The organism is Streptomyces sp. NPDC020875 (assembly GCF_040641415.1).
In the GTDB taxonomy this organism is placed as follows: Bacteria; Actinomycetota; Actinomycetes; order Streptomycetales; family Streptomycetaceae; genus Streptomyces.
On sequence record NZ_JBFADP010000049.1, the window covers coordinates 50,876 to 64,531 of the forward strand.

Here is a 13,656-nt window from a genome sequence, read left to right on the forward strand (position 1 = left end):
CGGCCCCCCGCGGACCCCGTCCGGAGATCATCATTGTCGATCCCGGCCGCCGCGACAAACCGTGGCCCCCTCCTTCTTCACGCACCGGACACAAGAGGGCGTCAACGGGTGTGCCGGACAGCCGGGAGAAGCCCTCGGCGGAATGCCGCGGCGGACCCGGAACCATCCCCTCCGCCACCGTGGCCTGGGATCTTCCGCCAAGCCGTACTGAACATCATTTCCGCAGGTCAGGGGAATGACAACGGTGTTCAGTGCCGTGTTGCCCGATACCCCCCACCCGTAGTTCACTGAGGTTCGGCAGGGCGATTCCCACCACGATCTGGAGGCCGTTTTCATGGGGGCTGGGCACGATCACGGACATACCCACGGCGGGCCGCCGCCGACCGGGACGGCCGCGGCCGCCTACAAGGGGCGGCTACGGATCGCGCTGACCATCACCCTCAGCGTGATGGTCCTGGAGATCATCGGCGGCATCGTCACCGGCTCGCTCGCCCTGGTCGCGGACGCCGCGCACATGGCGACCGACGGCATCGGGCTGACCATGGCCCTGCTGGCGATCCACTTCGCGAACCGGCCCCCGAGCACCAATCGCACCTTCGGACTGGCCCGGGCCGAGATCCTGGCGGCGCTGGCCAACAGTCTGCTGCTGCTCGGCGTGGGCGCCTTCCTGCTCTACGAGGCGATCCAGCGGTTCATCACCCCGGCCGAGACCAAGAGCGGCCTCACCATCGCCTTCGCCCTGGTGGGCCTGATCGCCAACATCATCTCCCTCTCCCTGCTGATGCGCGGCCAGAAGGACAGCCTCAATGTCCGCGGCGCCTATCTGGAGGTACTGAACGACGCCCTGGGCTCCGTAGCGGTCCTGGTGTCGGCCGTGATCATCCTGACCACCGGCTGGCAGGCCGCCGACCCGATCGCGTCGCTGGCGATCGGGCTGATGATCGTGCCCAGGACCGTGAAGCTGCTCCGGGAGACCGTGAACGTCCTGTTGGAGGCGGCGCCCAAGGACGTCGACATGGCCGAGGTACGCCGCCACATCCTGGAGCTGCCCGGGGTGGAGGACGTCCACGATCTGCACGCCTGGACCATCACCTCCGGGATGCCGGTCCTCTCGGCGCATGTCGTCGTCTCCCAGGACACCCTGGACGCGGTGGGGCACGAGCGGATGCTCCATGATCTCCAGGGCTGCCTGGGTGATCACTTCGACGTGGAACACTGCACCTTCCAGCTCGAACCGGTCGGGCACGCGGAACACGAGGCCAAGCTCTGCCACTGACCCCCCGGCGGACCCCGGGCGGTGCGCCGGTCGGATGATCGGTTCATCAGTTCGACATCCGTCCCGGGGTTCCGGCGGGCCGGGCCGGGGCACGATCCGGTTTCCGGGGGTCGCGGGCGCGCCCCGTACGGGCCCCGCGCGCCCGGCGCGGGTGCGCCGACAGGGACATGCCCGGTCGGCCGAAGTGCGGACAAGCCGCTTTTGTACGGCAGACTGGGCGGGCCTCCAGGGCCGAGCACCGATGCGAAGGATGGTTATGCCGACCTCACCAGCCACCGCCCCGAACAGCGCGTCTCCGGGAGCGTCGCCCGACGCGTCCGACGCGTCACCGGCGATCATGCTCGAACTGGTCGACGAAGACGGCACCACCATCGGCACCGCGGAGAAGCTCTCCGCGCACCAGCCGCCGGGCAGGCTGCACCGGGCGTTCTCCGTCTTCCTCTTCGACGAGCGGGGACGGCTGCTGATCCAGCGCCGGGCGCTGGGGAAGTACCACTCCCCCGGTGTCTGGTCCAACACCTGCTGCGGGCACCCCTACCCCGGCGAGGCGCCGTTCGCCGCCGCCGCCCGGCGCACCCACGAGGAGCTGGGGGTCTCGCCGTCGCTCATGGCCGAGGCCGGGACCGTGCGCTACAACCACCCCGACCCGGCGTCGGGCCTGGTGGAGCAGGAGTACAACCACCTCTTCGTCGGCATGGTGCAGTCGGCACCGGACCCGGACCCGGAGGAGGTCGGCGAGACGGTCTTCGTCACCCCGGCCGAACTGGCCGAGCGGCATGCCGCGGCGCCCTTCTCCGCCTGGTTCATGACGGTCCTGGACGCGGCCCGCCCGGCGATCCGCGAGCTGACGGGACCGGCCGGGGGCTGGTGACGCGGGGGCGGTCGCCCGCCGGGATCCACGAGACCCGGCCGTGCCCTCCGTTCAGCCGCAGCCCGCCTGTGACTGGTCGCGCAGTTCCGCCCCCTATGCCTTCGGCGATGGGGGGGACCCCCAGCGCCGCCTAGTGCTCTCCCAAGCACCGCCCCTGAAAGGGCCTCGCCTCCGGTGAGAGGGGCCTGCCTCTTTCGGAGGGCGGCCAGCAGGGCAACCAGGGGCGCGGGGAACTGCGCGACCAGCCACGACGGTGGTACAGACCGCCGACAACATCAGGCTGCCGGGCGCGGCCCGGGTCTTTCGGCGACGCCGTGGAGGGCCAAGGCGCTGTGGCCCCCATCGCCGAAGGCATAGGGGGCGGAACCGCGCGGCCGGGTCGCGGACCACGAACAACACCAGGCCGCCGGGCGCAGCCCACGGCGCGGCTCCGTACCGGCGGCGGCCGACGACGGTCCTTACCCTGGGGCCGTGCCCGAATCCCCTCTGCACCGCGTCGCCGTCCTCGTACTCGACGGTGCGAAACCGCTCGACGTGGGCATCCCCGCACAGGTGTTCACGACCCGGGCGAGCATGCCGTACGAAGTACGGGTCTGCGCCGCCGCCCCCGGCCTCGTCACCGGCGGCGACGGTCTCTCGTACGCCGTCGCCCATGGTCTGGAAGCGCTGGCCTGGGCCGATCTGGTCTTCGTCCCCGGCTACCGGTTCCCGGACCGCGACGACCCGCCGCCCCGGGTCGTGGCGGCGCTGGTCGCCGCCCATGACCGGGGCGCCCGGCTCGCCGCCATCTCGACGGGCGCCTTCGCCCTCGCCGCCACCGGACTGCTGGACGACCGGCGGGCCACCACGCACTGGCACTACACCCGCGCGCTGGCCCGGAAGTACCCGCGGATCCGGGTCGACGAGAACGTCCTCTTCGTCGACGAGGGCACCGTACTGACGTCGGCGGGCGCCGCGTCGGGTATCGACCTCTGTCTGCACATCATCCGCGGCGAGCTGGGCGTGGGCGCGTCGAACCACGCCGCGCGGCGGCTGGTCGCCGCCCCCTACCGCAGCGGCGGCCAGGCCCAGTACGTACCGCGGAGCGTGCCGGAACCGCAGGGCGAGCGGTTCGCCGCCACCCGCGAGTGGGCGCTGCACCGGCTCGGCGAACCGCTCGGTCTGGAGGTGCTCGCCCGGCACGCGGCGGTCTCGCCGCGGACGTTCTCCCGGCGTTTCGTCAAGGAGACCGGCTACACCCCGATGCAGTGGGTGACCAGGGCCCGGGTCGACCGGGCCCGGGAGCTGCTGGAGCGGTCGGAGCTGAGCGTCGAGCAGATCGCCGCCGAGGTCGGACTCGGTACCGGCGCCAATCTGCGGCTGCACTTCCAGCGCGTCCTCGGTACGACTCCGAGCGAGTACCGGCGCACCTTCGCCGGGGGCGAGTGAGCCGGGCCGGTGCGCCGGGGCCGGGTGTCACGATCCTTGCGGATCGTGGCGGTCGTGCCGCTGTCCGCGTCCGGTCCGGCCGACGAACCTGGACGGGACGACGGAAACACCGGGACACCGGGACGAGGGGACATAGCCATGACTCGTATCGCCATCAATGGATTCGGCCGGATCGGACGCAATGTGCTGCGCGCCCTGCTGGAGCGGGAGAGCGAGCTGGAGGTGGTCGCGGTCAACGACCTCACCGAGCCTGCCGTACTCGCCCGGCTGCTGGCCTTCGACACCACGGCGGGCCGGCTCGGCCGCCCCGTCACCGTCGACGGCGACACCCTCGTGGTCGACGGCCGCCGGATCCGGGTGCTCGCCGAACGCGAGCCCGTGAAGCTGCCCTGGGGCGAGCTGGGCATCGATGTCGTCCTGGAGGCCACCGGCCGTTTCACCTCGGCGGCGGCGGCCCGGGCCCATCTGATCGCGGGCGCGTCGAAGGTCCTGGTCGGGGCGCCGTCGGACGGGGCCGACATCACCCTGGCGTACGGCGTCAACTCCGACGCCTACGACCCGGCGGCGCACACCATCGTCTCCAACGCCTCCTGCACCACCAACGCGCTCGCCCCGCTGGCCGCCGTCCTCGACGGGCTCGCCGGGATCGAGCACGGCTTCATGACGACGGTGCACGCCTACACCCAGGAGCAGAACCTGCAGGACGGCCCGCACCGCGATCCGCGCCGGGCGCGGGCCGCCGGGGTCAATATCGTGCCGACGACGACCGGTGCTGCCAAGGCGATCGGACTCGTCCTGCCGAACCTCGACGGGAAGCTGTCGGGCGACTCGATCCGGGTCCCGGTCCCGGTCGGCTCGATCGTCGAACTGAATACGACCGTGGCCCGCGATGTGACGCGCGAGGAGGTCCTGGCCGCCTATCGCACGGCGGCGGACGGCCCGCTGGCGGGGATCCTGGAGTACTCGGAGGACCCGCTGGTCTCCTCCGACATCACCGGCAACCCGGCGTCCTCGATCTTCGACTCGGCCCTCACCCGGGTCGACGGGCGCCACATCAAGGTGGTCGCCTGGTACGACAACGAGTGGGGCTTCTCGCACCGGGTGATCGACACCCTGGAGCTGCTCGCCCGGGGCTGAACCCGTCCGGGCCGCGGGGAGTCGCCGGGGGGCGTGTCGCCGGGCCGGTTCAGAACCGGCCCAGCGGCAGCTCCGCCCAGATCACCTTGCCTCCGGAGGCAGTGTGCTCGACATCGCAGCGTCCCCCGGCCTCCCGGGTGACCTCCCGTACCAGCAGCAGCCCCCGGCCGCCGGTCTGGCCCCACTCGGCCTCCAGCGCCGTGGGCCGGTAGGGGTGGTTGTCCTCGACCGAGACCCTGACCAGGTTCCGGCCGAGCGCCACCTCGACGACCAGCTCGGGCGAGAGCAGTACGGCGTGTTTGACCACATTGGTGACCAGCTCGGAGACGATCAGCAGCAGTCCCTGTACGGTGTCGCCGACCGCGCCCCACAGGGGGACGCCCTGCCGTTCGAGCAGCTCCCGGACCGCGCGTCTGGCCTCGGGGACCGAGGATTCGACGGTCGGCGCGGTGAAGCGCCAGACCCCCTCCCCGGCCACGGGGCCCCCGTACGGTTCCGCGGGCCGGACCGGCACGCTGCCGCGGCTCTCCATCGATCGACTCCCACCCATGGCGCTGCGCCATGTCCGCTGCCCACTGACTCCGGGGGGACCAGTGTCGCGGGGCGCCGGTACCCGCCGCCGGGCTGACCGGAAGTCATTGTCAATCGACGGCTTTTGACCGGGTCGGTACGACCCCGGCGGCCGGGGGGCCGTCCCTGACCGTATCCCCGGTCAGAACCTCCGCGGGTCGCCGGGTTCGCCGGGTTCGGTGACCAACTGGACGATCCGGCGCCCGCCGACGCCGATGGCGATCAGGCCCAGACCGTCGAAGAGAAGCGCGAGGGAGAAGAAGAGCCCGAGCACATAGCGGCTGCTCTCCGGCCAGTTCGCCAGCACCAGGATGCCCAGGACCAGGCCCACGGCCCCCTGGAAGAGCATCCAGCCGAACTGCGGGCCCCGGACCACCAGACTGCCCATCAGCCGGAAGAGCCCGCCGGTGAGGAAGAGCAGGGCCGCGAAGAGGGTCAGGGTCTCGGCGGAGCCGGTGGGATGGCGGATCACCACGATCCCGGCGGCGATGTTCAGGGCGGCGACCACCACGGCCAGCCAGAAGTAGTCGCTGCCCCGGGACTGGACCGCGTGCACCAGGCCGACGAGCCCGCCGATCAGCAGCAGCCAGCCGAAGAGCAGCATCGACGTCAGGGTCGCGACGCCGGTGTAGACGAGCCCGACGATCCCGGCGAGTACCAGGATCGAGCCGAGCACGGTGAGCAGACCGAAGCTCCGCTTCAGCTTCCGGGGCTCCGTCGGCCCGGGATCGCGGGTGGTACCGGACATGGCGTTCCGCCTCCTCGCACCCCTTCCTGATCGTAGGCCCGGCCGGGGCGGATAGCATCCGGCGCATGGAGACGACCGGCTCGGTACCGGAGCCCCGGATCGGGTGCGGCATCGCCGACGGCGTGGCGACGGTCGTGATCGACCGCCCGGCGAAGCGGAACGCCATGACGACCGGGATGTGGCGGGCGCTGCCCCCGCTGCTGGAGCGGCTGGCGGCGGATCCCGCCGTACGGGTGATGGTCCTGACGGGTGAGGGCGGGACGTTCTGCGCGGGCGCGGACATCGCGTCCCTGCGCGACGGGGAGACCGACGCGACCGCCCCGACCGAGGCGGCCGGGGCGGAGCCGACCCCGCAGGAGCTGGCCGTTCTCGCCGAAGAGACACTGGCCGCCTTCCCCAAACCGGCCCTGGCCGAGATCCGCGGCTACTGCGTCGGCGGCGGCTGTCAGCTCGCCGCCGCGTGCGATCTGCGGTTCGCCGCGTCGGACGCCCGGTTCGGGGTGACCCCGGCCCGGCTCGGCGTGGTCTATCCACCGTCCGCCACCCGGCGGCTGGTGAAGCTGGTGGGCCCGTCGGCCGCCAAGTACCTGCTGTTCTCGGGCGAGCTGATCGACAGCGCGAGGGCGCTGCGGACCGGACTGGTGGACGAGGTGCTGCCCCCTGAGGAGCTGGGCCCCCGGGTGGCCGCCTTCGCCCGGACCCTGGCCGCCCGCTCCCGGCTCACCCAGGCCGCGGCGAAGGAGTTCGTGGCGGGGCGTACGGACCGGGCGGACCACTGGGCCGCGATCGCGGCCGAGCAGGCCCGCCCGGGCGGCGACACCGCGGAGGGGGTCGCCGCCTTCCTGGAGGGCCGTACGCCCCGCTTCACCTGGACGGTCTGAGACCGGGGCGCCGTACGGCCGGACCGGCTCAGGACAGCGCGGCACCGGTCTCCTCGCGCCACCGCCGGACGAGGTGCGCGGGCGCCTTGTCGGGCGAGCCCGCGTCGTACGGCGGCTGCGGGTCGTACTCGGTGAGCAGCTGGACGGACTGGGCCAGTTCGTCGCCGCCGATCCGGCCGAGCAGATGAAGCGCCATATCGATTCCGGAGGAGACCCCGGCGGCGGTGACGTACTTGCCGTCGAAGACGACCCGTTCCTTCGAGGGCTCGGCGCCCAGCGCCGCGAGGTCGTCCATGGCGAGCCAGTGCGTGGTGGCCCGGCGGCCCTTCAGCAGTCCGGCGGCGCCCAGTACCAGGGAGCCGGTGCAGACCGAGGTGGTCCAGGTCGAAGTCCGGTCGACGGCGCGGAGCCAGTCGGTGATCTCCGCGTCCGCCATCGCGGCCCGGTCACCCGGACCGCCGGGGACCAGCACGATGTCCGGATCGGTGACCTGGGCGAGGGTACGGTCCGCGACGAGGGCGAGGGAGCGCTGGTCGCCCCGTACGGGACCGGTCTCCTTGCCGACGAAGACGGTCTCGGCGCCGGGCAGCCGCCCGAGGAGTTCATAGGGGCCGACGGCGTCGAGGGTGGTGAAGTTGTCGTAGAGCAGTACGGCGATCTTCATGGCACGGCCTTTCGGAATATAAATACGGACATATCGCGGAATGGACGTGGACGTCTGGAGGGCGTCACGCCTGAAGGAAGGACAGGAACGGCGGGAAGGCGCCAGGGCCGGGGCGCTCAGCGGGCGAGCGGGGCGTGGAAGCGGCGCCGGTACTCCGCCGGTGGCGTACCGAGGCTCCGGACGAACGCGCGGCGCATCGCCTCCGGGGTGCCGTAGCCGCTGGCCCGGGAGACCTCCTCCACGCCGTGCGGGGTCTCCTCCAGCAGCCGCCGGGCGTGTTCCAGCCGTACGCGCTCCACATAGCGGCCGGGCGTGACCCCGGTCTCGGCGTGGAAGGCGCGGGCGAAGTGGCGCGGGGAGAGCCGGGCCCGGGCGGCGAGAGCGTCGACGGAGAGATCGCCGTCCGGGTGTTCGGCGACCCACCGCTGAAGGTCGCGCAGGGGTTCGCGACGGGCGGTCTGCGCCGCCAGCAGGGCGCTGAACTGGGCCTGGTTCCCCGGGCGGCGCAGAAAGACCACCAGATGGCGGGCGACGGCGAGGGCGGCGGCCCGGCCGTGGTCCTCCTCGACCAGGGCCAGGGCGAGATCGATTCCGCTGGTCACCCCGGCGGAGGTGGCGATCCGGCCGTCGCGGACGAAGATGGGTTCGGGGTCGACGTCGACCTTCGGATGGCGTCGGGCGAAGTCGTCGCAGAACGCCCAGTGGGTGGTGGCCCGGTGACCGTCGAGGAGCCCGGCGGCGGCCAGCAGGAAGGACCCGGTACAGACGGACATCAGCCGTTCGGCGTCCGCCGCGCGCTCCCCCAGCCAGCCGACGACCTCGGGGGCGCTGTCGACGGAGTCGGCGCCGCCGGGAACGACGAGGGTGTGCGGGACGGGCGCGGATTCGAGGTCGGTATCGGGGACCAGGGTCAGCCCGCTGCCGGTTCTGACCGGCCGCCCGCCGGGTGAGGCGGTACTCACGGGATAGGCCGACTCGTCTCCGACGGCCCAGCCCGCTCCGGCGAAGACCTCGACGGGGCCGGTCACATCGAGGCTCTGGACGCCGTCGTAGAGGACGACGAGTACGGGGCGCTGGGTCATGTGTCCATCCTCGGCACGGCCGCGGGTAGCCGCAATGACCAGTCCCCCACCTTTCCTGCCATCCCTTGCGCCTCTCCCGGCTGCGCCCGGCGGCCTGCTGTTGGTCGCGGCCCGTCAGTGGCTGGTCGCGCAGTCCCGCCCCCTGTGCATTAGCTCTCCCTAGCCCTGCCCAAATACCCGGGTCCCGCCCGGCGACCGGGGCGCTGTCGGCGGTCTGCGGCCCGCCTGTGGCTGGTCGCGCAGTTCCCCGCGCCCCTGAACACCTCCGCCTGACCCTTCCTTGCGAAGGAAGCCCGGCAGCTCTGAGGCCGGCACCCTCCTCAGGGGCAGTGCTCGGGAGAGCATTTAGGGGCGCGGGGAACTGCGCGACAAGCCACGACGCTGGTGCGGACCGCGAACAACATCAGGGCGCCGAGCGGAACCCGGGTCCGGGGGCCTCACCCGAAGGGCCAAGGCGCTGGGGGTCCCCCCATCGCCGAAGGCATAGGGGGAGGAACTGCGCGACCAGCCACAGGCGGGCCGCAGGCCGCCGACAAGATCAGGCTGCCGGGCGCGGCCCGGGTCCGGGGGCCTCACCCGGAGAGCCAAGGACTTGGTGGGGGTCAGTGCCAGGTCGCGGGGGCGGCGCCCCAGTGGCCCGGGGGGTGGCTCCAGGTGCGGGGCGCGCCCGCGTAGTGGACCGGGGGCAGGGCGTGCCGGAGCGGGCCGTACGGCGAGGGGGTGACGGTCAGCCAGGGCGCGGGGTCCGGCGGCGGGACGGTGGCCGGGGGCGGGTCGAGCGGTGGGCGGATACCGGTGAGCAGCCAGTCGGCGGTGGCGGCCAGGGAGAGTTGGATCAGCCGTCCGGCGCCGGTGCTCTGCCGGTCGGTCAGGGCGCGCAGTACGGCCGCCGCGAGGAGGTAGCCGGTGCCGTGGTCGAGGGCCTGGGCGGGGAGGACGCCGGGGCGGTCGCCGCCCGCCGCCTCCACGACGGCGATCCCGGTGGCGGCCTGGACCAGGCTGTCGAAGCCGCGGCGTCCGGCCAGCGGGCCCCGGTCGCCCCAGGCGTCGAGGCGGGCCACGATCAGTCCGGGGCGGCGGGCGGCGAGTTCGGCCGGGCCGAGGCCGAGGGCGTCGAGCGCGCCGGGCCGGTAGCCGGTGACGACGACGTCGGCGGAGTCGAGGAGTCCGTCGAAGACGTACCGGTCGCAGGGGTCGGTCAGATCGAGCAGCGCCGACCGTTTGCCGAGCCCGGTGTCGGCGTGGGCGTCGGGGTCCTCGGGCAGTCGGGGCGGGTCGACGCGCAGGACGTCGGCGCCGAGGAGGGCGAGGGTGCGGGTGGCGACGGGCCCGGCGATGACCCGGGTGAGATCGAGGACGCGTACGCCGTCGGCGGGGAGCGCGGCGGGCGGCAGGGGCCGGGGGTCGCCGCCGGGCAGCGCCTCGATCCCGGCCAGGGGCGGAACGCCGGGGGTACGGGCGGGCGACGGTACGGGCCCGGGTGCGACGGCGACCGCGAGGCCGCCCGCCGCGTAGACGGCCTCCTGGGCCTCCAGGGCCGTACGGGAGGCGAGTTCCGCCGCGACGGCCCCGGTCAGCGCCTGGTCGCCGGTGCGGGCACCGGCGCCGGTGCCGGGATCGGGGATGCCGAGGGCGGTCAGGAGCCGGGCGCGGTGGTGGGGGTAGTTGGCGTGGGTGCGGACCCAGCCGTCGCGGGCGGGCCAGAAGCCGGAGAGCGGGGCGAAGGACGTCGGGGTCCGGCCGTCGATCCGCAGCTGCCGCTCGCTCACGAAGGCGGTGGCGACGGCGGCCTCGTGGATCCGGACGGCCGGGGCCGGTGTCCCGGAGCGCCGGGCCAGCAGTTCGGCCGCCGCGACGGAGCAGACGCCGACACAGGCCCGGGCCAGTTCCAGGACCGGCAGCCGGGCGGCGAGGGCGCCGGGGGCCGGTTCGTACGTCACCGGTTCCGTGAGCGGCCCGCCCCCGATCGCCGTCCAGGCGGCCGCCGTGGCCGGGTCCGTGGTCGTACCGCCGGCCCGTCCGGGCCGTTTCCGCCGATGAGTGGTCATGGCGTCCAGTCTCCCGCCCGCCGGGGTGCCCGGGGCGGCGGCGGCGACCCGGAAGGGGCTTCTCCGGCGGCGCGGGCCCGGCGGAAGCGGGCCGTTTGGCACAATGCAGACGCAAGCACAGCCAGCAGCAGAAGGCGAGTCGGGGAACCGTGACGATGTCCATCGAAGGCAGGATCGCCGAAGAGCTCGGCGTACGGGAACGGCAGGTCAGGGCAGCCGTGGAGCTGCTGGACGGCGGGTCGACCGTGCCCTTCATCGCGCGGTACCGCAAAGAGGCGACCGAGATGCTCGACGACGCCCAGTTGCGCACCCTGGAGGAGCGGCTGCGGTATCTGCGGGAGCTGGAGGAGCGCCGGTCGGCGATCCTGGACTCCGTACGGGAGCAGGGCAAGCTGGACGAGGCGCTGGAGGCCCGGATCCTGGCCGCCGACACCAAGGCACGGCTGGAGGACATCTATCTGCCGTTCAAGCCGAAGCGGCGGACGAAGGCGCAGATCGCCCGGGAGGCCGGTCTCGAACCACTGGCCGAGGGCCTGTTGACGGACCCGTCGGTGGAGCCGGTGGCCGCCGCCGCGGCGTTCGTGGACGCGGAGAAGGGTGTCGCTGATCCGGCCGCCGCGCTGGAGGGCGCCCGGGCGATCCTCACCGAGCGGTTCTCCGAGGACGCCGACCTGATCGGTGAGCTGCGTGAGCGCATGTGGTCCCGGGGGCGGCTGGCGTCGAAGGTCCGCGAGGGCAAGGGCGACGCGACCCAGGGTCCGGCGGCCAAGTTCGCCGACTACTTCGACTTCGCGGAGCCCTTCACGGAGCTGCCATCGCACCGGGTGCTGGCGCTGCTGCGGGGCGAGAAGGAGGAGGTGCTGGACCTGGCGCTGGAGCCGGACGCGCCCTCCGACGACCCGGGCCCGACGGCGTACGAGAACGCGATCGCCCACCGCTTCGGGGTGGCCGACCGGGGCCGTCCGGGCGACAAGTGGCTCGGGGACACCGTCCGCTGGGCGTGGCGGACCCGGATCCAGGTCCATCTCGGGATCGATCTGCGGCTGCGGCTGCGGACGGCCGCCGAGGACGAGTCCGTCCGGGTGTTCGCGGCCAATCTGCGGGATCTGCTGCTGGCGGCGCCCGCGGGGACCCGGGCCACGCTCGGGCTCGACCCCGGTTTCCGGACCGGTGTGAAGGTGGCGGTGGTCGACGCGACGGGCAAGGTGGTGGCCGTCGACACGATCCATCCGCACGTACCGGCGAACCGCTGGGACGAGTCCCTGGCGACGCTGGCCCGGCTGGCGAAGGAGTACGCGGTCGAACTGGTCGCAATCGGCAACGGCACCGCGTCCCGGGAGACGGACAAGCTGGCGGCCGATCTGATCGCCCGCCACCCGGAGCTGGGGCTGACGAAGGTGATGGTCTCGGAGGCGGGGGCGTCGGTCTACTCGGCGTCCGCGTTCGCCTCCCAGGAGCTGCCCGAACTGGATGTCTCCCTGCGCGGGGCGGTGTCGATCGCCCGGCGGCTCCAGGACCCGCTGGCCGAGCTGGTGAAGATCGACCCCAAGTCGATCGGCGTCGGCCAGTACCAGCACGACCTCTCCGAGGTGAAGCTCTCCCGCTCCCTCGACGCGGTCGTCGAGGACTGTGTGAACGGCGTCGGCGTCGACGTCAACACGGCCTCGGCGCCGCTGCTCTCCCGGGTGTCGGGGATCGGCGCCGGGCTCGCCGAGAACATCGTGGCGCACCGCGACGCCAACGGCCCGTTCCGCTCCCGCCGGGCGCTGAAGGACGTGGCCCGGCTGGGTCCGAAGGCGTACGAGCAGTGCGCGGGCTTCCTCCGGATCCGTGGCGGCGACGATCCGCTGGACGCCTCCAGCGTCCACCCGGAGGCGTATCCGGTGGTCCGTCGGATGGTGAAGGCGACCGGCGGGGAGGTGGCGGCCCTGATCGGCGACACGGGCACGCTGCGGTCGCTGCGGGCCGACGACTTCGTCGACGAGACCTTCGGTCTGCCGACGGTCACCGACATCCTTCGGGAGCTGGAGAAGCCGGGGCGCGACCCGCGGCCCGCGTTCCGTACCGCCACCTTCAAGGAGGGCGTCGAGAAGATCGGCGACCTGGCGGCGGGGATGGTGCTGGAGGGCGTGGTGACGAATGTGGCCGCGTTCGGCGCGTTCGTCGACGTCGGTGTCCACCAGGACGGTCTGGTCCATGTGTCGGCGATGTCGAAGACGTTCGTCAAGGACCCCCGGGACGTGGTGAAGCCGGGTGACGTGGTCAAGGTGAAGGTCCTCGACGTCGACATCCCGCGGAAGCGGATCTCCCTCACGCTGCGGCTCGACGACGACGCGGCGGGCGGCCGGGCGCCGCGTCAGGGCGGTGACCGGGGCGGACGCGAGGACCGCGGCGACCGGGGTGACCGGGGTGGGCGTCAGCAGCGGCGCGGCGGTGGAGGTGGCGGGGGCCAGGGCGGCGGAGGTGGCGGTGCCGGCCGGGGCCGTGACCGCCAGGCCCCTCCCCCGGCTAACAGCGCGATGGCGGACGCCCTTCGCCGCGCGGGCCTCACGGGCCGGGACCGCGGTCGCGGCTGACGCTTCCGGCGCGGTGCCGGGTCCTCACCTCGGGGCCCGGCGCCCCGGTCGTCCCGGGCACCGCGTGACGGGTTGCGCCCAGCGACCTGGTGTTGTTCGCGGTCCGCGGCCAACCCGTGGCTTGTCGCGCAGTTCCTCCCCCTATGCCTCCGGCGATTGGGGGGGACCCCCAACCTATGCCTCGGCAATGGGGGCCCCAGCGCCTTGGCCCTCCGGGTGAGGCCCACACCCCCGGGTCTCGCCCGGCGGCCTGATGTTGTTCGCGGTCCGCACCACCGTCGTGGCTTGTCGCGCAGTTCCCCGCGCCCCTAAAAGCCTCTCCCCGGCCCCGCCCCTGGGAAAAAGGGGCCCGCCTCTCTACGAAGGCGACGAGAG

General features: G+C 73.2%; 11 protein-coding genes. 6 read left to right on the plus strand and 5 right to left on the minus strand.

Annotation, left to right across the window (positions count from 1 at the left end; translation table 11 throughout):
- Positions 1-334 precede the first annotated feature (334 nt).
- The 4 genes from AB0G74_RS25770 to gap all read left to right on the plus strand — a co-directional run bounded on the left by AB0G74_RS25770 (position 335) and on the right by gap (position 4,712).
- Positions 335-1,276, plus strand: coding sequence for a cation diffusion facilitator family transporter (locus AB0G74_RS25770; RefSeq protein WP_361150508.1), 942 nt, complete (start codon positions 335-337; stop codon positions 1,274-1,276).
- A 256-nt stretch (positions 1,277-1,532) separates the two neighbouring features.
- The gene (gene idi / locus AB0G74_RS25775) at positions 1,533-2,147 is read left to right on the plus strand and encodes an isopentenyl-diphosphate Delta-isomerase (protein WP_358824646.1); all 615 of its coding nucleotides are present in this window, start codon (positions 1,533-1,535) and stop codon (positions 2,145-2,147) included.
- Between the two features lie 471 nt (positions 2,148-2,618).
- Positions 2,619-3,575 carry a helix-turn-helix domain-containing protein gene (locus tag AB0G74_RS25780; RefSeq protein WP_361150512.1) on the plus strand — a complete coding sequence of 319 codons (957 nt, stop codon included), beginning with the start codon at positions 2,619-2,621 and terminating at the stop codon, positions 3,573-3,575.
- Between the two features lie 138 nt (positions 3,576-3,713).
- Positions 3,714-4,712 carry a type I glyceraldehyde-3-phosphate dehydrogenase gene (gene gap / locus AB0G74_RS25785; protein WP_361150515.1) on the plus strand — a complete coding sequence of 333 codons (999 nt, stop codon included), beginning with the start codon at positions 3,714-3,716 and terminating at the stop codon, positions 4,710-4,712.
- Between the two features lie 49 nt (positions 4,713-4,761).
- Here gap and AB0G74_RS25790 read toward each other — a convergent pair whose 3' ends face one another.
- Both AB0G74_RS25790 and AB0G74_RS25795 read right to left on the minus strand, forming a co-directional pair.
- Positions 4,762-5,244, minus strand: a complete 483-nt coding sequence (locus AB0G74_RS25790) for an ATP-binding protein (RefSeq protein WP_361150517.1) — start codon at positions 5,242-5,244, stop codon at positions 4,762-4,764.
- Between the two features lie 180 nt (positions 5,245-5,424).
- On the minus strand, positions 5,425-6,030 hold the full coding sequence (locus tag AB0G74_RS25795; protein ID WP_361150519.1) for a DUF308 domain-containing protein: 606 nt from the start codon (positions 6,028-6,030) through the stop codon (positions 5,425-5,427).
- Between the two features lie 65 nt (positions 6,031-6,095).
- Here AB0G74_RS25795 and AB0G74_RS25800 point away from each other — a divergent pair, with 65 nt between their 5' ends.
- On the plus strand, positions 6,096-6,911 hold the full coding sequence (locus AB0G74_RS25800; protein WP_361150521.1) for an enoyl-CoA hydratase/isomerase family protein: 816 nt from the start codon (positions 6,096-6,098) through the stop codon (positions 6,909-6,911).
- Between the two features lie 28 nt (positions 6,912-6,939).
- Here the strand turns inward: AB0G74_RS25800 and AB0G74_RS25805 are convergent, their stop codons facing one another.
- From AB0G74_RS25805 to AB0G74_RS25815, 3 genes are all read right to left on the minus strand, one after another.
- Positions 6,940-7,575, minus strand: a complete 636-nt coding sequence (locus AB0G74_RS25805; protein ID WP_361150524.1) for a DJ-1/PfpI family protein — start codon at positions 7,573-7,575, stop codon at positions 6,940-6,942.
- Between the two features lie 116 nt (positions 7,576-7,691).
- On the minus strand, positions 7,692-8,657 hold the full coding sequence (locus AB0G74_RS25810) for a GlxA family transcriptional regulator (protein ID WP_361150527.1): 966 nt from the start codon (positions 8,655-8,657) through the stop codon (positions 7,692-7,694).
- 602 nt (positions 8,658-9,259) lie between these two features.
- The gene (locus AB0G74_RS25815; protein ID WP_361150529.1) at positions 9,260-10,705 is read right to left on the minus strand and encodes a CoA transferase; all 1,446 of its coding nucleotides are present in this window, start codon (positions 10,703-10,705) and stop codon (positions 9,260-9,262) included.
- A gap of 149 nt (positions 10,706-10,854) precedes the next feature.
- On the opposite strand from AB0G74_RS25815, the gene AB0G74_RS25820 reads away from it, so the two are divergent.
- On the plus strand, positions 10,855-13,281 hold the full coding sequence (locus AB0G74_RS25820; protein ID WP_361150531.1) for a Tex family protein: 2,427 nt from the start codon (positions 10,855-10,857) through the stop codon (positions 13,279-13,281).
- The last annotated feature ends 375 nt before the right edge of the window (positions 13,282-13,656 follow it).